Raw genomic sequence first — 18,048 nt, forward strand, 5'->3', positions numbered from 1 at the left:
TCCTTAACGGGCCTGAATCAGGTGCGGGAAATGTTCTTCAATCACCGCGTAGATCTGCTTCCCGATGGTCTCGCCGTCCATAATATTTTCGATGGGGATCAGATACTGCCCGTGGCGAGGATCGAGGCTCACCACGTCGATGAGCTTTTTCGAAATGGCGTAAATATCGGCCCAGTCGGTAAACCCACCAACCTCGCCTGCGGCGGTATGCTTCATGTCGAAATTAATGTCATATTTCGCTAACGCTTTTTTCACCACCGTCTGCAACATCACGCTACTGCCGACACCGTAGCCGCAAACAAAGAGAATATTAATTTTGTCTTTCATGACGATATCCTTTTCACAATGAGATGATTTAGCCCGCGTAAGGCCCGAGATGGAACGTTGAAGCAATAAACTTAAGTACTTCACAAATGGCAGGCCATAAGGTCGCCCAGTCGAAAATACCGGTCCAGCCCACCCCTTCGGCTGCCAGCCCGGTTAAGGGAATAGCCCATACGGTGCCGAAGGTCTGAATAATCCCCAGCAGGAAGGTACAAATAATTACGGCGCGATAACCGCCCAGCCGGTTGGCTAATACCCCTATCGGGCCGCCCGAGAAAAATAACGGCACAAAACCGGGGAGCACCATAATAGGGCTGTTAGTAATAAGCAGAATACCCATCGAGAATATGGTGCCAAAGGTACAGAAGATAAATCCGAGGGTGGCGGCATTCGGGGAGAAGGGCAGTAATGCCGCGACATCGACGGCGGGAATCGCATCCGGAATTAAACGATCCTGCCAGCCTTTAAACGAGGCATTAATTTCTCCGACCATCATGCGCACCCCCTGCAACAGGATCACCATATACATGGAGAACTGCAGGCCGAGGTTAATAATATAGATATACCAGGGCTTCCCTTTTGCCATGGCCTGAACGTTATCGATGCCGGTGGTCAGCAAAAACCCGCCGACGAACAGCGTCATCACGATGGCGATGGAGGTGACGTTATGGTTAAAAATCGCCAGCCAGCCGGGCAGCTTCATGTTCTCGGCATCCTGCTTCTCGGCGTCGCCAAACAGGTGGGCGAATTTCGAGAAAAACCAGATCCCCAGCATCTGGTTATGGGCGATGGTAAAGCCCGCATTATTGGTGATTTTAGCGACCGGTTTGGCAATCAGGGTGGTGGCAAAGGCCCAGAACAAACCGGTTAATACCCCGGCGATAATAATCGACTGTACCCAGCCAAAGCCCAGCCAGAAGACGATCAGCCATAGCACCGCCTGGGAGTGAGACACCCCCGTATTACCGGTCAGGAAAATGCCTTTCACCTTTGTGTAGCGGCCAAACAGGACCAGCAGCAGGTTGGTAAAAAAGGCCAGTACAAACACATAACCGACAAAACCGAAATTATCCCCGAGCGCAATCTGGGTTGCCGCTTTCATGGCATACGAATCCATTAAATAACCATGGATACCGTAAGATTTGCTCACCGCATCGGCGACGGGCTTAAAGGTGGCTGAAAACTGAAACCCGCCAAAGAGCACCATCATTAATCCCACCATGGCGCTCACCATACCGGTAATAATTTTAATCGGCGATTTCTTATCAAGGGCATAACCTAGCCCCACCAGCAATCCAATTAAAATAGCGGGTTCGGTTAGAAAAGATTGTATTACTGAAATAAAGTCAGAAAACATAATGCAGTCAACCTCCGTGATATTCGCTTCCGGATGAATAAAATCCAGCTGAGTGTTGCTTCTTATTTAATAACGGAACGACTAATACTTTATTTGGTAAGGTATTTTGAAAGCGAAATCACTTTAATAATCAAATCTGGTCATTAGAAGATTGATTGTGATTTTTTGTGATTCTATTTGCAAAATTAATGAGGTATTTGTTTCGATGATTCGAAGGTTTATTCGATAAATTATACATATAAAAAATAGCGGGTGAATGAAGGGGCTTGTCATTGTTGGAATGTTAAATATATAAAAGCCCGATATTTTAGCTTTAATTATTGATATAAAGATTGTTAGGGTAACTCGTTAAATAAATTAGTGATAACAGTTTTATTTTGTGGCATTCACCACATATTTAATGTAAGTGGAGGTATAGGTTTATTTTTGCATCACTCAGTAAGTCTCTCTCCACATTAAGCAAAGGACTGGAAAATGAACGCAGCCTATACTGTGAAACTTAATCCCTACGATAAAAATAAACTCAGCGCATTAATTACAATCGATAGTACGGAGGCGGTAAGGTTTGACTACACCGTCCAGGGTAAAACTGCGAACACCAGCTTTCATTACGGCACCGAGCAATACAGCGTTAATCCGGAAATCACCGTGGTAGGTTTGTATGCCAATTATTTCAATACCGTCACCCTGAATCTTTACACCGAGAACAATGCCGTCGAAACCTTTCTTATATCAATATCAACACAGGGGCAGGACTATGGAGATGTGCCCCTGGCACTGACAATCAATATTACTGATGGCGCGATGGCGGAGAATACTTTAGGGCAGGGCTGGTTTGTCACCAGCGCGTGGAATGGCTATGACATCAATGGCGATCTGCGTATTACCGGCCTGTTTCCCTGGATGTACGGCAACCTGAAAATTATCGAAAACGCGCTTTGGTCGGCGCTGGCCAGCGAAACCTGGGATCCTGACAAGCATGCCTTTGCGCCGACGTTATACCGCTTTAACCTCGCCGGTAAGGTCGCGCAATCCTACACCGCGCCTGCCGGGTATGGTTTTCATCACGACATCACTACCGACGGAAAAGGTAATCTCTGGGTATTAGGCTCCTTGCTGGATGGCTGGAGTGACGAGCAAAAGCTGGAGTGCATCCTCTATAAATACGACATCGCCAGCGGGGCACTGCTCTGGCAGCGTGACTACTCACAGGAATTTATGGGTGCCACGGTACTGGACAATACCGACACCAACGATGTGCATTTCAACAGCCTGGAATATGTCGCAGAGACCGGGCAACTGATGGTCAACTCCCGGTCCAGCTGTACTGTGCTGGGGCTCAATAGCGAGTCCGCGGAGCCGGAGTGGATTATCGATAACCCGGCCTTCCCCGTACTGAATAGCGGCCTGAATCTGCAGGTGGTGGATGCAGATAATTTCAGCTATCCCAACGGCGAGCATGCTGTCTTTATCACACACAACAGCCGGTACCAGGCGTGGCGGGGAGACAACAGGTTCGTTGTCTCCCTGTTCAATAACAACTCCTGCGCAGATGAACAGGGTAATGAGCTGGTCCGTACGATTGAATCGGACCCGGTAACCTATAGCGCCGCCGAACTGGATTCTTTGCCCACCATTCTTGCCATCGATTTAACCGCCTCGACGGTTCAGCGTCTGGATCAATTTCATTTCCCCGGCCAGCGCAGCGAGCTCACGTCATCGGTATTTGATGTCGGGAATGCGTATTACAATGTCTATTTCGGAGCCGAACAATCCTTCTTCGTTTTTGATACCGATAATAATATCGGGGTATCGATTTACGATATTGATACCGGCTTAGGCTATCGCGGCAGAATATTCACTTACGATGAGCTGCGTTCATTAATTTAAAAATACCCTCAGCGGCAAGATAAGACCTCGTGTTACTTGCCGCTTTTACAGTGCCTGTAAGCTGTTCCCCTGGCTGACGTTATACCGCCGCCATCACCGGATCCTGCTGGTGGGAATTACTCCCCTCGATACGTTACTATTGCCGCAGTTTTGTACACCGGAGAGTCAGACAGGAGACGTCATGAAAATTTCCCGCCTCGGCGAAGCGCCGGATTATCGCTTCTCGCTGGCCAACGAGCGTACCTTTCTGGCGTGGATCCGCACCGCGCTGGGTTTTCTGGCGGCCGGTGTTGGTCTCGACCAGCTGGCGCCCGATTTTGCCACGCCGGTGATCCGCCAGCTGCTGGCGCTGCTGCTGTGCCTCTTTTCTGGCGGGCTGGCGATCTACGGCTACCTGCGCTGGCTGCGTAATGAAAAGGCGATGCGCCTGAAAGAAGATCTGCCTTACACCCACAGCCTGCTGCTTATCAGCCTGATCCTGATGATAGTGGCGGTGATTGTGATGGGGCTGGTGCTGTATGGCGGATAGCCGTAAAGCGCGTCGCCTGGCCGATCCGGGGTTGCAACCGGAGCGCACGTCGCTTGCCTGGTTGCGCACCCTGTTTGGTTATGGGGCGTTGATGGTGCTGGCGGTCAGGCACAACTGGCAGCAGGCGGGCCCGCTGTTCTGGGTCGCCCTGGGGGTGCTGGCGATGGTGGCGCTGATCCTCTGGCAGTACACCCGCAACCGCGCCCGGATGGACGTTTCGCTGTACGACTTTTCAGCATCCCGACCGGTGCGTATTAAATTTTTGATCTCCCTCGCAGTGTTCTCCCTCGCATTACTGTTTGCTGCTAGTCACGTTCACCATCTCACTATTTTTATCAGGGATTTTGCATGACAGGATGTCAGGTCATGGCCAAGCCGGCCAGTTCACGTTGCAATCTCAACTGCCACTACTGTTTTTACATCGATAAACCCCAGCAGCCGATCATGGATGACGCCACGCTGGAGACTTTCATCCAGCAGCATATCGCCGCCCAGCCGGGGCCGGAGGTGCAGTTTGCCTGGCAGGGTGGGGAGCCGACGCTCTGCGGGCTGGATTTTTTCCGCCGCGTCGCGGCGCTACAGCACCGCTATGGTGGAGGAAAGCGTATCACCAATGCCTTTCAGACTAACGGGATCCTGCTTAACGACGCCTGGTGTCGGTTCTTTCGCGAGGAGGGCTGGCTGGTGGGGATCTCGCTGGATGGCCCGGCGGCGCTGCATGATGCGTACCGCGTCAGCCGCAGCGGCAATCCTACCCATCACAAGGTGCTGGCGGCGATTGAGAAGCTGCGCGCCCATCAGGTTTCGTTTAACCTGCTGACGGTCGTCAATCGGCAGAACAGCCGCCAGCCGGAGCGCCTGTACCGCTATCTACGCGCGCTGGGCACACCTTATCTGCAGTTTCTTCCCCTGCAGGAGCACGATAATCCGGAATCGGTGAGCGATGCGCAGTGGGGAGCGTTCCTGTCGATGGTGTTTGACGTCTGGGTGCGGGAGGATATTGGCCGCGTCTATGTCCAGCTCTTCGACTCAACGCTGGGAGTGTGGTGCGGCTATCCGTCGCAGATGTGCTCCCTTGCCGTCACCTGCGGCCACGCCTTTGCGCTGGAGGCCAATGGCGATCTCTTCCAGTGCGATCACTACGTCTGGCCCCAGTACCGGCTGGGCAATATCCATCAGACGCCGCTGGCAGAGCTGAATCAGAGTGAAGCGGCCATCGCTTTTGGCCTGCGCAAACAAACAGATTTATCTGCCGAATGCCAGGCCTGCCCGATGCGTCACCTGTGCAACGGCGACTGCCCTAAACATCGGGTGGATGGCAAAAGCGTGCTCTGTGCAGGGTATCAGGCGTTCTTCCGCCACTCCGCCCCGCATATGCGGGTGATGCGCGATTTAATCCGCCATCACCGCTCGCCTGTCGAGCTGATGGCCCTGCTCCAGCAGAGCCACCGGGCACGTTAACGCCCTTTCGCCAGGTACTTCGCCATCTCCTCGTCCGGCACCATCCCGCCGCCAGTGGCCCACACCAGGTGGGTCGCATTTTCCAGCGAATAGCAACCGGAAGCGGCGAGGCGCACCGGCCCGGCCATGCCCGCCAGCGCCGACGGCTCAAGGCGAATGTTCTCCTCCTGCGCCAGCCAGCCCAGCATGTCGTACATGCTCTGATCGGAGAGGGTATAAAACCCGTCGAGCAGGCGCTCCATCGCGCGACCAACAAAGCCTGAGGCGCGACCCACGGCCAGGCCATCCGCCGCGGTGAGGTTATCGATCCCCAGATCCTGCACCGCAATCTCATCGTGCAGACCGGTATAGACCCCCAGCAGCATGCACGGCGAGTGGGTTGGTTCGGCAAAGATACAGTGAACATGGTCGCCAAAGGCCAGCTTCAGCCCAAACGCCACCCCGCCAGGGCCGCCGCCCACGCCGCACGGCAGGTAGACAAACAGCGGATGCTCCGCATCCACCACCCGGCCCTGTTGGGCAAACTGCGCTTTCAGGCGCTCGCCGGCCACGGCATAGCCCAGAAACAGGGTGCGGGAGTTTTCATCGTCGATAAAGAAGCAGTTCGGATCGTTTTCCGCCGCTTTGCGCCCTTGCTCTACCGCTACGCCGTAATCCTGCTCATACTCCACCACAATCACGCCGTGGCTGCGCAGTTTAGCCTTCTTCCACTCGCGGGCGTCGGCGGACATGTGCACCGTCACCTTAAAGCCGATGCGGGCGCTCATGATGCCAATGGACATCCCCAGGTTGCCCGTCGATCCCACGGCGATGCTGTACTGGCTGAAGAAGTCTTTGAAGCGCGATTCCAGCAGGATGCTGTAATCGTCATTGACGCTGAGCAGCCCGGCGGTCAGAGCCAGTTTTTCGGCGTGAGTCAGCACTTCATAGATCCCGCCACGGGCTTTAATCGAGCCGGAGATCGGCAGGTGACTGTCTTTTTTCAGCAGCAGGGTGCCGGGAATGGTCGCGCCAGACTCTTTCTCCAGCCGTTTTTGCATCAATGGGATGGCTACCAGCTCAGATTCGATAATCCCATTAGTGGCCGCCGTTTCCGGGAACGCTTTAGCGAGGTAAGGCGCAAAGCGGTTCAGGCGCGCCCGGGCATCCTCCACGTCGGCGTCGGTCAGCCCGACATACGGCAGGCCAGCGGCCAGGGTGGTGGCTTTCGGGTTAAGCCAGGTTGTTTCTTTCAGGGCGATCAGATCCTCCACCAGAGGATACTGTGCGATTAAGGTGGTGATGTTTGCGTTTTCCATAGGAGATCTCGTCGTGCCAGATGATGAAAGAAAGCAGGAAGGTGTCACTGAGTGCAAGAAATAATTTGCTAAAACAATACGAGGAAACGCGCTGAAATGATGTTGTAGGATAGAGAGTCAGGAGGCGTGAAAACCTTCTGCAACATCAGCAAAGTAGCTAAGTAGACGGTTGTCGCCTGAAGGCATACGTTGATGAGCCGGTGTAATCAGGCCCATCAACATGAATCTGCCTGACTCCCACATATGTTCGGTGTAAATCAGGTAATGATCGCTGGTACGGTGATAGTTCTCTTGACGTTCTCGCCAGATCTTTTCGTAATGCAGATTAACGTGAATATGATGAACGTTAGCGTCAACGGCGAAGGGCGGGAAGTCAAAGGGTGCGTCCCGACCTAACAAATCGGAAGGCACGCCTGTCGATTTGTAAGTGATAAATTCGGACTTTAGCTGAGGTTCAAGGCCAGGGTGAATACTAAAAGTGGGAAGGAAAAACTCATCCCATGTAACAGGGCTATATTCAGCTGTTACAGCCATCTGGACGTGGCCTTGTTGCCGGTTTCAAGCAAGTGCTGCATCGCAACGAAGTCTGCTCCTGAGTCCCGGGGCGTTGTCTTACGCGTAAGCTGATCGATAAGGCTCAGGTAATTTTTTGTAGCCAAACTAAGCATCTTGATGGCTTTCACAAACGCAAATTCTACAGAAGTTTTGTCATACGCCAGGATAATGTCCTTTTCGGGCAGCATCAGGACAAAGGATTCAGCGATGCCTGCGACATGGATAGTTTGGCTCGAAATCTTCATCGCAAGCTTAGCTGCGGCGTCGAAGTCGCTATCAGCATATCGCGCAAGTTCAACGCGGCTTAACCGTAGATCTTCAGCAATGTCATTAAGCGCCGCCGTAAGATCACTAATATCAGTCTTGTTGATTTTTGCGCCCATCTCGTAAACCCGTTCGACAATCGTAGGCTGACACGCAACCGCTTTGGGTTGCGGCTGGAGACTGGCAATAACCAGTGCTACTGCTGCCTGCAAATGCTGAATTTTGAATTTCACGATAGACTCCATAATCGTCTTTTCCCGACGAGGCATAGCATTCTACTACTCAATTTAACTATAAGCTAAAGAAGTTCATTCGAGAAAGCCCGACGAAAAGCCGGGCCATTAGATGCTTACACCGCCTGCTCGTGATGCGAGGCGCGGGAGGCCAGCGGCAGCCAGCAGAGCACAATCAGCAGGCCCATAAGCGTCATCAGCAGCCCGAGGCTCGCCTGCCCGTTTTGCGGCAGCATCGCCGAGAGCCAGGCCAGCGCGCCGGAGCCGATATTCTGCAGACCCCCTACCAGCGCCCCGGCGGTGCCCGCGAGGAACGGGAAGGGCTCCATCGCGCCGCTGGTCGCCAGCGGGAACAGCATCCCCGCGCCAAAGAAGAACAGCGCGGCCGGGATCAGCAGGGTCCAGACGTTCATCACCCCGAACAGCCCCGGGATCCACATCATCAGCCCCGCCAGCAAGCAGCTCACCACCGACTGCCACATCAGGGTGGTAAAGCGTTTATTGGCCCGCCCGGCAAACCAGGCGCCGAAAAACGCCGCCGGGATCGGCAGGATAAACAGAATACTGACCACCATACTGCTGAGACCCAGCCCGGCACCTAACAGTACGCCAGAGCTGGCTTCGAACACCGCGATACCCGCCAGGCCGCCCACCAGCATCAGCACGTAGCAGTTAAAGGCTCCGTTGCCGAAGAGGATTTTGTAGCTGGTGAGCAGTTTGGTGCGCGGTGCTTCCGCGGGTCGGGTTTCCGGCATCCAGCGCGCCATGCTGAAGGTGACGATGACGCACAGCACCAGCAGGAAGCCGTAACAGGCGCGCCAGGACCACATGGTATCCAGCAGGCCGCCAATCAGCGGGGCCAGCAGCGGGCTGACCAGAATGCCCATATTGAGCAGGCTGTTGGCATGGCGCAGCTGGGTGCCCTGATACATATCGCGCGGCAGGGTACGCGCCATCACCCCGCCAACGCCGGTGCCGACGCCCTGCAACGCGCTGGCGGCAATCAGCACGCTCAGGCTGTGGGTGGTCATGGCAATCACCGTGGCGATCATAAATATCGTCATCCCCACAAGGATCACTGGACGACGGCCAACGCGATCCGAGAGCGGGCCGTAGAACAGTTGCGAGACGCCGTAGGTTAACAGGTAGGCTGCCATCACGCTCTGGACGGCACCCTCGCGTACCTGGAGTTCCTTCGCCATGTCGGCAATAGCCGGGATATAGATGGTTTGCGCCATCTGACCGACGGCGACCAGCAATACCAACATCAGGAGTAAATTAACGTTCCGCTGTCTTTTCATGTTGCTGAATAATTTTGCCAAAAGTGATAAATAAAGAGTAAGTGACTGCGCATTCCCATAAATGCGCGAGGAATCTACCACAGGAAAATGACAAATTAAGCATTGCTGTGATGAATGGAGACGCGGAAAAAGGCAGGATTTGTAAACAAGATCGGCAACTAATATTGCCAGTGATTCAGGCCAGGCGCAGGAGAATGGCGCCACCTGCAATACCCAGCGCCGCAGCAATACGCAGACCCGAAACCTTCTCTTTTAAAAGAACAAATGCGATCAGCGCACCAAAGAGAATGGAGGTTTCACGCAGCGCTGCGACCACCGCCAATGGCGCCTGCGTCATTGCCCATAGCGCCAGGCCATAAGAGCCCATAGTGCCAATGCCGCCGAGTAACCCCTTTTTCCAGTGCAGACGCAGGTAGCTGGACGCGTCGCGCCGACGTGCCACCATCGCCCAGCTCAGCAGACAGAAGCCGTTCATAAAGAAGGTCCACAGCGTATAACCTAGCGCGGTGTCCGATAGCCGTACGCCGGTGCCGTCCACCAGCGTATAACCCGCGATAAAACAGGCATTCAGCAGCGCCAGCCAGATCCCTTTTCGTGACTGCATGCGTCCGTTCATTGCCATGGCCAGTATTGAGAGGCAGATCACTCCGATGCCGGACCAGGCAAACCATGAGAGGTTATCACCCAGCGCCAGCACGCTGATAAGCGCTACCAGCAGCGGCGCGGTACCGCGCATTAGCGGATAGGTCTGACTCATATCGGAGACCTGATAGGTCTTCGCGACCAGAACGGTATACACCACCTGTAGGGCGCAGGAGACAATCAAAAACGGCCAGCTGGCCGCAGATGGTTGGGGAGAGAAGGGAAGCAACACCAGGGCAATCAGCGTGGCGGAGCCGCTGACGCCGATCGCCGAATAGAGCTTATCCGTTCCGGCTTTGACAATGGCATTCCAGCTGGCATGCAGCAGTGCGGCAAAGAGTAAGATGCAGAAAACGGAGAGCGTCATGGCGTATCGGGTGGTGAATTGTCACTCAACTGTAACATTCACAATCCGATGCTGCCAGCCGCTCAGATCGCGCAAAAAAGCCGGTGCGTGACGCGCGGTTCATCCGCGACCAGCGTAAAGCCAGCGCGCTGGTAGAAGGCCCAGGCAGTGTGCGGCGCATGAGTATTAAGAAAATCGAACCAGACGCTGGCATCGGCCATCACCACGGCGAGCAGCTGCCTGCCGATACCCAGCCCACGACAGCTTTCGCTGATATACAGGTGGCGAATACGACCGGCCCGCGGCTGCTGGCTGAACGGATCGCGATTTAGCCCGCAAATCCCCACCAGTTTGCCGTTCAAAAACGCACCCAGCAGCTTTTCACCCGGGGCGTTGAAGCGGTTTTCACCCCGCTCCCAGTTCTCTTCCAGCCGGCGCAGCATATTGAAATTGAGCGCGGTGCTCTCAGTTTTGAGCGCGATATACCCCGGTTCGTCCGGCGTGACAGGCTCAATTAATAAACGCAACATAGCATTCCCTCGTTATTAAAGAGGGGCGGTTTCCCGCCCCCCTTTGGTGCGGCTTGAACCTGAGTTACTTAACGTATTTCAGGACAGCATCAAGCAGTTGCAGTGCTGCAACAATGAGTTTGAGGATAAGTACAACCATATCCACTACGCTCATACGCGTCTCCTCTGGTTAAGGAGCACGATGCTGGCGTACCTTTCCGCCGCCTGTGGCCAGCACCTTTGTTGACGTAACACAGTGTGCTCAGGTGGGGAGTGGAGGCGCTGACGGCACCACCCGTTTCAGCCAGGACTTCGTTGCGCCGGTGTACTACGAGCGGCTCCCCTCACACCCTGTGAACACACCCAGTATAGATAAATACTGTATATATGAACAGTAATTTATGGACAAAACGTGAAGGGCGATCCATACTCAAAGGCGTCAAAATCCGTGCCGTAAATTGCGCGTTTCCGCGCGATCGCGTATACTTCGGGCGTTGACGTAACACAGTGTGCTCTGCGGTCACCAGCCGCAAACACTGCAAAAAAAACCTCGCTCCGGCGGGGTTTTTTGTTTTCATCACCCGACAAGCGAAACGTGATCCCTGACGCATTTTCAGGCAGATGAAAATAATTCCGTTGTCACGCCTGTAAACCTGTGCTTGTATAAATCCACTCAATGATTCCAGATACAGGTTCCTAATGAACGCTTCCCTGCTGACTTCGACCCTACTAAAAACTGCGCACCCAGCCGCAGTGGTCGTCGTGCGTGTGGTGGTGGTCGTCGGCAATGCGCCGTAGGGACTGAATCAACACACGATTCCAAACCCCGCCGGCGCAAACCGGCGGGGTTTTTCGTTAAAAGCCCCCCGGAAAGTCGGCCCATAAGAAGGACTGGAGCATGGCAAGTTCGGGCACAACATCCCACAAGACGCGTTTTACAGGCGCGCAGTTAATCGTTCATCTGCTGGAACGTCAGGGCATTACCACGGTAGCGGGTATTCCTGGCGGGACGGTACTCCCGCTGTATGACGCCTTAAGCCAGAGCACGCAGATCCGCCACGTGCTGGCGCGTCACGAGCAGGGCGCAGGCTTTATCGCGCAGGGCATGGCCCGTACTCAGGGCAAACCGGCGGTCTGTATGGCCTGTAGCGGGCCGGGGGCCACCAACCTGGTGACCGCCATCGCCGATGCGCGTCTCGACTCTATCCCGTTAGTCTGCATTACTGGCCAGGTGCCGGCCTCGATGATCGGCACCGATGCGTTCCAGGAAGTGGACACCTACGGCATCTCTATCCCCATCACCAAGCACAACTATTTAGTGCGCGATATCAGCGAATTACCGCAGGTTATCAGCGATGCGTTCCGTATCGCCCAGTCCGGCCGTCCGGGCCCGGTGTGGATAGACATTCCTAAGGATGTGCAGACTGCTGAAATTGAGATCGAGGTGCTGCCGGAGCCGGGCACCCGCGCGCCATCCCCGAAATTCAGCGTTGAGAGCGTGCGCGAGGCCGCGGCGATGATTAATGCCGCACAACGTCCGGTGCTCTATCTGGGCGGCGGGGTGATCGATGCCCCTGACGCGGTGCGCACCCTGGCGGAAAAAGCCAGCCTGCCAACCACCATGACCCTGATGGCGCTGGGCATGCTGCCAAAAGCGCACCCGCTGTCGCTGGGGATGCTGGGGATGCACGGCGCGCGCAGCACCAACTTTATTCTGCAAGAAGCTGATTTATTGATTGTTCTCGGGGCACGTTTTGATGACCGGGCGATTGGCAAAACCGAGCAGTTCTGCCCGAATGCCAAAATTATTCATGTGGATATCGACCGCGCCGAGCTGGGCAAAATCAAGCAGCCGCATGTGGCGATCCAGGGCGATGTCAACGAGGTGCTGGCCCAGCTGCTGCCGCACATCGACGCTACCCCGCGCAGCGCGTGGCATCAGCAGGTGACCGGCCTGCAGCAGGAGTTCCCGGGCGCCATCCCGACCGAAGGCAATCCGCTCAGCCACTACGGGCTGATTAACGCCGTGGCCGCCTGCGTGGACGACAGCGCCATCATCACTACCGACGTCGGTCAGCATCAGATGTGGACCGCCCAGGCCTATCCGCTGAACCGTCCACGCCAGTGGCTGACCTCCGGCGGGCTGGGAACCATGGGCTTTGGTCTGCCTGCGGCCGTGGGCGCGGCACTGGCCAACCCGGACCGCAAGGTGATCTGCTTCTCCGGCGACGGCAGCCTGATGATGAACATTCAGGAGATGGCCACCGCGGCGGAAAACCAGCTGGATGTGAAAATCATCCTGATGAACAACGAAGCGCTGGGCCTGGTGCATCAGCAGCAGAGCCTGTTCTACAAGCAGGGTGTTTTCGCCGCCACCTATCCGGGGATGATTAACTTTATGCAGATTGCTGCCGGGTTTGGCCTGCACACCTGCGATCTGAATGCCGAAGAGGATGCGCAGGCCTCGCTGCAGGCGGCGATCTCACGCCCTGGCCCGGCGCTGATCCACGTCCGTATCGATCCACAGCAAAAAGTCTATCCGATGGTCCCGCCGGGTGCGGCCAATACTGAAATGGTGGGGGAATAAGCCATGCAAAAACAAAACGATAACGTCATCCTTGAGCTTACCGTCCGCAACCATCCCGGGGTCATGACTCACGTCTGCGGGCTGTTTGCCCGCCGGGCGTTCAACGTGGAGGGCATTCTCTGTCTGCCGATTCAGGGGAGCGAGCACAGCCGCATCTGGCTGCTGGTGAATGACGATCAGCGCCTGGAGCAGATGATGGCCCAGATCGACAAGCTGGAGGACGTGGTGAAAGTGGTGCGTAACCAGTCCGATCCGACCATGTTTAACAAAATTGCGGTGTTCTTCGAGTAAATCACTCCCCGGCGGCGTCCGGGGTAATGATCTTCACAAAGCCGTTCCGGCAGTGGGCCGGATAGTCTGCCGGTAGCGGGCGGTCGCTGATCAGCACATCAAAGACCGACAACGGCCCGATGCTGGCGGGGGCCACTTCATCAAACAGGGCGTAGCGGGCTAGCAGAATTTTGCGGATGCCGTGCTGCATCGCTTTGCGCTTGGTGGCCAGGTCGTCGAGGTTAAACCAGGTCACGCCGTAGTGCTCATGCACGCCGCTGGCGGAGATAAACACCTTGCGTGGGTTCAGGGAGTCCAGCACCGACGGATTGCTGGTGTCGTAAAATGCATCGCTTTTAGCCCGATAGGTGCCCCCACACAGAATGGCGGTGGCGTTGGGCTTCTCATTGAGCGCCATAAACACGCGATGTGAATAGCAGATGCCGGTGAAGGTAATGTCGTCGGGGATCATGCTAATCACCAGCGGCATTTCCGGGCCGTTATCGAAAAAGACCAGATCGTTTTCCGCCACCATGCCGGCCGCCAGAATGGCGATGGGCAGGTCGTCGGGATGGTGAGTCTGACTGCGCACCACCGGTGTTGCAGGCGCGGTGGCCGGTTTATTGACCATCACGATATAGCCGCCCAGCAGGGTCAGGGGAAGCACGTTGTCATGGTTATCCGGGCTGAGATCGCGACGGATGGTCATGACGGAGACTTCAAGCATCCTGGCAGCATCTTTCAGGTGAATGCGATCGGTTTTCTTTAATAGCTCAACCAGACGCCGGATTCGTTCTTTTTGCTTCGTCTCCATTCACCCTCTCCGTACCGTGTGATGTTCCTTAAACCACATTTATGATGCGTCGGGAACATTCTTGTTGCGCCATACTATACTGCCGCCCGGCAGGAAAGAAAAGCCACTTCTCAAACTGCGTTTACTATACAACATACTGTAATTAATGGTTATATTTTAAAAATTCTCTATTCCATCACACTTTTACCGCTGCGCAACGCTCAAACAGTAAACAGCGTGGCGGATCCGCTAATCGCGATCGCAGTCACAAATGATACGAAAATAACATGATAATGTTACGATAATATCATTGTTGTGTGATTGTTTCAGAGAGGTAGTAAACATGGATATCGCGGTTATCGGCTCCAACATGGTGGATCTCATCACCTACATTAATCAGATGCCGAAAGAGGGCGAAACCCTCGAAGCCCCGGCGTTTAAAATTGGCTGTGGTGGCAAAGGCGCGAATCAGGCGGTGGCGGCGGCCAAGCTCAATTCGAAGGTGATGATGCTGACCAAAGTCGGTGATGATATTTTTGCCGATAACACCATCCGCAATCTGGAGTCCTGGGGCATCAACACCACCTATGTGGAAAAAGTGCCGTGCACCAGCAGCGGCGTGGCACCGATCTTTGTTAACGCCAACTCCAGCAACAGCATTCTGATTGTGAAGGGCGCCAATAAATTCCTCTCACCGGAAGATATCGATCGCGCGGCAGACGATCTGAAAAAGTGTCAGCTTATTGTTCTGCAGCTCGAAGTGCAGCTCGAAACGGTTTATCACGCTATTGAGTTTGGTAAAAAGCACGGTATTCAGGTGTTATTAAACCCGGCTCCGGCACTGCGTGAATTAGATATGTCTTATGCCTGCAAATGTGATTTCTTTGTGCCGAATGAAACCGAGCTGGAAATTCTGACCGGCATGCCGGTAAATACCTACGAAAATATCTGCCTCGCGGCGCGATCGCTGGTGGATAAAGGGCTAAATAATATTATTGTCACCATGGGCGAAAAAGGTGCCCTGTGGATGACGCGCGACCGGGAAGTCACGGTTCCGGCAATTAAAGTGAATGCCATCGATACCAGCGGGGCCGGTGATGCCTTTATCGGCTGCTTCGCCCATTACTACGTCCAGAGCGGCGATGTTGAAGCCGCCATGAAAAAAGCCGCCCTGTTTGCCGCCTTCAGCGTCACCGGGAAAGGCACCCAGTCGTCTTACCCCAGCATTGAACAATTCAATGAGTATCTGGCATTGAACGAATAATAAAACCCTGCGAAATAAAAGGTAGCACTATGAACGATAAAAACATCATTCAGATGCCTGACGGCTATCTGAATAAAACCCCTCTGTTCCAGTTTATTTTGTTATCCTGCTTATTCCCGTTATGGGGATGCGCTGCTGCTTTAAATGATATTTTAATTACGCAGTTTAAAAGCGTCTTTGCACTCAGTAATTTTGCCTCAGCGCTGGTGCAAAGTGCGTTTTATGGCGGTTATTTCCTTATTGCTATTCCGGCCTCGCTGGTGATTAAAAAAACCAGTTATAAAGTGGCGATCTTAATCGGATTAACGCTCTATATCGTGGGCTGTACGCTCTTTTTCCCGGCGTCGCACATGGCAACCTACACCATGTTCCTGGCTGCGATTTTTGCCATCGCCATTGGTCTGAGCTTCCTCGAAACGGCGGCCAATACCTACAGCTCGATGATTGGCCCGAAAGCCTACGCCACCCTGCGTCTGAACGTCAGCCAGACCTTCTATCCGATCGGCGCGGTGGCCGGGATTTTGCTGGGTAAATATCTGGTCTTCTCCGAAGGCGACAGTCTTGAGAAGCAGATGGCCGGGATGAATGCCGAGCAGATCCATAACTTCAAAATCCTGATGCTGGATAACACCCTCGAACCCTACAAGTACATGATTATGGTGCTGGTTGTGGTGATGGTGCTGTTCCTGCTGACCCGCTTCCCGACCTGTAAAGTGGCGGCAACGCCGCAGCATAAACGCCCGTCGGCGATGGATACCCTGCGCTACCTGGCCGGCAACGCCCGCTTCCGTCGCGGTATTGTGGCCCAGTTCCTTTATGTTGGGATGCAGGTGGCGGTGTGGTCATTCACTATCCGACTGGCGCTGGAGCTGGGAGACATCAACGAGCGTGATGCCTCTAACTTTATGGTCTACAGCTTTATCTGCTTCTTCATCGGCAAGTTTGTCGCCAACATCCTGATGACCCGCTTCAACCCGGAAAAAGTGCTGATCCTCTATTCGGTGATTGGGGCGCTGCTGCTGGTCTACGTAGCACTGGCCCCGAGCTTCAGTGCGGTGTATGCGGCGGTGCTGGTGAGCATTCTGTTCGGACCTTGCTGGGCCACCATCTATGCCGGCACCCTGGACACCGTGGACAACGAGCATACCGAGATGGCAGGGGCGGTGATCGTGATGGCGATTGTCGGGGCGGCAGTGGTGCCTGCGGTGCAGGGCTATGTTGCTGACCTGTTCCATTCGTTACAGGCCTCGTTCCTGGTCTCAATGCTGTGCTTTGTCTACGTGGGCGTCTACTTCTGGCGTGAGAGCAAAGTGCGCCGCAACCTGACCGAAGCCACCGCTTCCTGAGGAGGATCACCATGACGAAACTTTCCCTGTGGCGCGCGCTCTTTACCGAACAGCCGCGTGCTTTACTGGAAAATGATGACTTCACGGTGACGGCGTTTCGCTACGCCAGCGGCGTGGAGGGGCTGCGGGTGCAAAACAGCCGCGGTCACCTGGTGATCCTGCCCTGGCTGGGGCAGATGATCTGGGATGCGGAGTTCGATGGTCGTGACCTGACGATGCGCAATATGTTCAGCCAGCCAAAAGCGGCAAAAGAGGTGGTCGAGACCTATGGCTGCTTCGCTTTCCACTCCGGGCTGCTGGCTAACGGCTGCCCGTCGCCGGAAGATACCCATCTGCTGCACGGCGAAATGCCCTGCGCGTCGATGGACGACGCCTGGCTGGAGCTGGATGGCGACAGTCTGCGGGTGGCCGGACGCTACGAATATGTGATGGGATTCGGTCATCATTATCAGGCCCAGCCGACGGTGACGCTGCATAAAGAGAGCGCCCTGTTCGATATCGCCATGTCGGTGACCAATCTGGCGACGGTGCCGATGCCGCTCCAGTACATGTGCCACATGAACTATGCCTATGTGGAAGGCGCGACCTTCAGCCAGAACGTACCGGATGAGGCCATTCAGCTGCGCGAGTCGATACCGGCCCACGTGAAGCCGACCGAACAGTGGCTGGCGTTCAACCGACGTCTGCAGCAGGGCGAAGCGACGCTGACCACCCTCGCGGAACCGCAATTCTACGATCCGGAAATTGTCTTTTTCGCCGACCAGCTCGATCGCTACACCGACAGCCCGGAATTCCGCATGATTGCGCCCGATGGCGTCACGTTCATTACCCGTTTCGCCAGTGCCGAGCTGAACTACGCCACCCGCTGGATCCTCTACAACGGCGATCAGCAGGTGGCCGCCTTCGTGCTCCCGGCCACCTGCCGTCCGGAAGGGTTCCTGGCGGCAGAGCGCAGCGGCAGCCTGATTTCGCTGGCCCCGGCGCAAACGCGCAGTTTTACGGTGACCACCGGCATCCTCTGACGGTGTAAATCGTTCATAGCTTGAACAGCAACGCGCTTGCCGCTAAGGTAAGCGCGT

The 18,048-nt window shown here is 55.0% G+C and carries 20 protein-coding genes; 10 read left to right on the plus strand and 10 right to left on the minus strand.

All coding sequences use genetic code 11. The features are described from left to right. Window positions 1-3: 3 nt before the first annotated feature. Together SOM40_RS00085 and SOM40_RS00090 are read right to left on the minus strand one after the other, a co-directional pair. On the minus strand, window positions 4-327 hold the full coding sequence (locus tag SOM40_RS00085) for a PTS sugar transporter subunit IIB (RefSeq protein ID WP_320530807.1): 324 nt from the start codon (window positions 325-327) through the stop codon (window positions 4-6). A 28-nt stretch (window positions 328-355) separates the two neighbouring features. Then, a complete protein-coding gene (locus SOM40_RS00090; RefSeq protein ID WP_106995576.1) occupies window positions 356-1,681 on the minus strand; it encodes a PTS sugar transporter subunit IIC in 1,326 nt (441 codons plus the stop codon). 474 nt (window positions 1,682-2,155) lie between these two features. Between SOM40_RS00090 and SOM40_RS00095 the strand changes: the two genes are divergently transcribed. The 4 genes from SOM40_RS00095 to SOM40_RS00110 all read left to right on the plus strand — a co-directional run bounded on the left by SOM40_RS00095 (window position 2,156) and on the right by SOM40_RS00110 (window position 5,561). Continuing rightward, a complete protein-coding gene (locus tag SOM40_RS00095; protein WP_320530808.1) occupies window positions 2,156-3,571 on the plus strand; it encodes an aryl-sulfate sulfotransferase in 1,416 nt (471 codons plus the stop codon). A 181-nt stretch (window positions 3,572-3,752) separates the two neighbouring features. Continuing rightward, window positions 3,753-4,100 (plus strand): YidH family protein, encoded by a 348-nt coding sequence (locus SOM40_RS00100; protein WP_106995577.1) that lies wholly within the window; start codon window positions 3,753-3,755, stop codon window positions 4,098-4,100. Then, the gene (locus tag SOM40_RS00105) at window positions 4,090-4,452 is read left to right on the plus strand and encodes a DUF202 domain-containing protein (RefSeq protein WP_106995578.1); all 363 of its coding nucleotides are present in this window, start codon (window positions 4,090-4,092) and stop codon (window positions 4,450-4,452) included. Before SOM40_RS00100 ends, SOM40_RS00105 begins: the two co-directional genes overlap by 11 nt. Next, window positions 4,449-5,561, plus strand: coding sequence for an anaerobic sulfatase maturase (locus SOM40_RS00110; RefSeq protein WP_320530809.1), 1,113 nt, complete (start codon window positions 4,449-4,451; stop codon window positions 5,559-5,561). The genes SOM40_RS00105 and SOM40_RS00110 overlap by 4 nt, the downstream gene beginning before the upstream one ends. On the opposite strand, the gene dsdA is transcribed toward SOM40_RS00110, so the two are convergent. The 7 genes from dsdA to tisB all read right to left on the minus strand — a co-directional run bounded on the left by dsdA (window position 5,558) and on the right by tisB (window position 10,884). Continuing rightward, window positions 5,558-6,859 carry a D-serine ammonia-lyase gene (gene dsdA, locus SOM40_RS00115; RefSeq protein ID WP_320530810.1) on the minus strand — a complete coding sequence of 434 codons (1,302 nt, stop codon included), beginning with the start codon at window positions 6,857-6,859 and terminating at the stop codon, window positions 5,558-5,560. The two genes, SOM40_RS00110 and dsdA, sit on opposite strands and share 4 nt — an antisense overlap. A 117-nt stretch (window positions 6,860-6,976) precedes the next feature. Further along, a complete protein-coding gene (locus tag SOM40_RS00120) occupies window positions 6,977-7,393 on the minus strand; it encodes a type II toxin-antitoxin system YafO family toxin (protein WP_225759903.1) in 417 nt (138 codons plus the stop codon). Then, window positions 7,384-7,911: a hypothetical protein gene (locus SOM40_RS00125; RefSeq protein ID WP_225759902.1), complete on the minus strand. Its 528-nt coding sequence runs from the start codon at window positions 7,909-7,911 to the stop codon at window positions 7,384-7,386. The genes SOM40_RS00120 and SOM40_RS00125 overlap by 10 nt, the downstream gene beginning before the upstream one ends. Before the next feature lie 116 nt (window positions 7,912-8,027). Continuing rightward, window positions 8,028-9,212, minus strand: coding sequence for a multidrug efflux MFS transporter EmrD (gene emrD, locus SOM40_RS00130; RefSeq protein ID WP_320530811.1), 1,185 nt, complete (start codon window positions 9,210-9,212; stop codon window positions 8,028-8,030). 175 nt (window positions 9,213-9,387) lie between these two features. Next, window positions 9,388-10,221, minus strand: a complete 834-nt coding sequence (locus SOM40_RS00135; protein ID WP_106995581.1) for an EamA family transporter — start codon at window positions 10,219-10,221, stop codon at window positions 9,388-9,390. A 62-nt stretch (window positions 10,222-10,283) separates the two neighbouring features. Beyond that, complete coding sequence (locus SOM40_RS00140) at window positions 10,284-10,730, minus strand: GNAT family N-acetyltransferase (protein WP_225759899.1); 447 nt, start codon at window positions 10,728-10,730, stop codon at window positions 10,284-10,286. 64 nt (window positions 10,731-10,794) lie between these two features. Next, entirely contained in the window at window positions 10,795-10,884 is a 90-nt protein-coding gene (gene tisB / locus SOM40_RS00145; RefSeq protein ID WP_039032257.1) for a type I toxin-antitoxin system toxin TisB, read from the minus strand. 524 nt (window positions 10,885-11,408) lie between these two features. On the opposite strand from tisB, the gene ivbL reads away from it, so the two are divergent. The 3 genes from ivbL to ilvN all read left to right on the plus strand — a co-directional run bounded on the left by ivbL (window position 11,409) and on the right by ilvN (window position 13,587). After that, window positions 11,409-11,507, plus strand: a complete 99-nt coding sequence (ivbL, locus tag SOM40_RS00150) for an ilvB operon leader peptide IvbL (protein ID WP_106995583.1) — start codon at window positions 11,409-11,411, stop codon at window positions 11,505-11,507. A 100-nt stretch (window positions 11,508-11,607) separates the two neighbouring features. Continuing rightward, window positions 11,608-13,296 (plus strand): acetolactate synthase large subunit, encoded by a 1,689-nt coding sequence (gene ilvB / locus SOM40_RS00155; protein WP_320530812.1) that lies wholly within the window; start codon window positions 11,608-11,610, stop codon window positions 13,294-13,296. A 3-nt stretch (window positions 13,297-13,299) separates the two neighbouring features. Then, entirely contained in the window at window positions 13,300-13,587 is a 288-nt protein-coding gene (gene ilvN, locus SOM40_RS00160) for an acetolactate synthase small subunit (protein WP_039032259.1), read from the plus strand. Window position 13,588: 1 nt separating this feature from the next. Here the strand turns inward: ilvN and SOM40_RS00165 are convergent, their stop codons facing one another. After that, the gene (locus SOM40_RS00165) at window positions 13,589-14,380 is read right to left on the minus strand and encodes a DeoR family transcriptional regulator (RefSeq protein WP_320530813.1); all 792 of its coding nucleotides are present in this window, start codon (window positions 14,378-14,380) and stop codon (window positions 13,589-13,591) included. A gap of 322 nt (window positions 14,381-14,702) precedes the next feature. Between SOM40_RS00165 and rbsK the strand changes: the two genes are divergently transcribed. From rbsK to SOM40_RS00180, 3 genes are read left to right on the plus strand one after another with little or no spacing between them, the layout of a single operon-like run. Further along, complete coding sequence (gene rbsK / locus SOM40_RS00170; protein ID WP_106995586.1) at window positions 14,703-15,623, plus strand: ribokinase; 921 nt, start codon at window positions 14,703-14,705, stop codon at window positions 15,621-15,623. Between the two features lie 29 nt (window positions 15,624-15,652). Next, window positions 15,653-16,969, plus strand: coding sequence for an L-fucose:H+ symporter permease (gene fucP, locus SOM40_RS00175; protein WP_106995587.1), 1,317 nt, complete (start codon window positions 15,653-15,655; stop codon window positions 16,967-16,969). 11 nt (window positions 16,970-16,980) lie between these two features. Further along, window positions 16,981-17,991: an aldose 1-epimerase family protein gene (locus SOM40_RS00180; protein ID WP_320530814.1), complete on the plus strand. Its 1,011-nt coding sequence runs from the start codon at window positions 16,981-16,983 to the stop codon at window positions 17,989-17,991. The last annotated feature ends 57 nt before the right edge of the window (window positions 17,992-18,048 follow it).

The organism is Leclercia sp. CFBP8987, assembly GCF_034044995.2.
In the GTDB taxonomy this organism is placed as follows: Bacteria; Pseudomonadota; Gammaproteobacteria; order Enterobacterales; family Enterobacteriaceae; genus Enterobacter; species Enterobacter tamurae.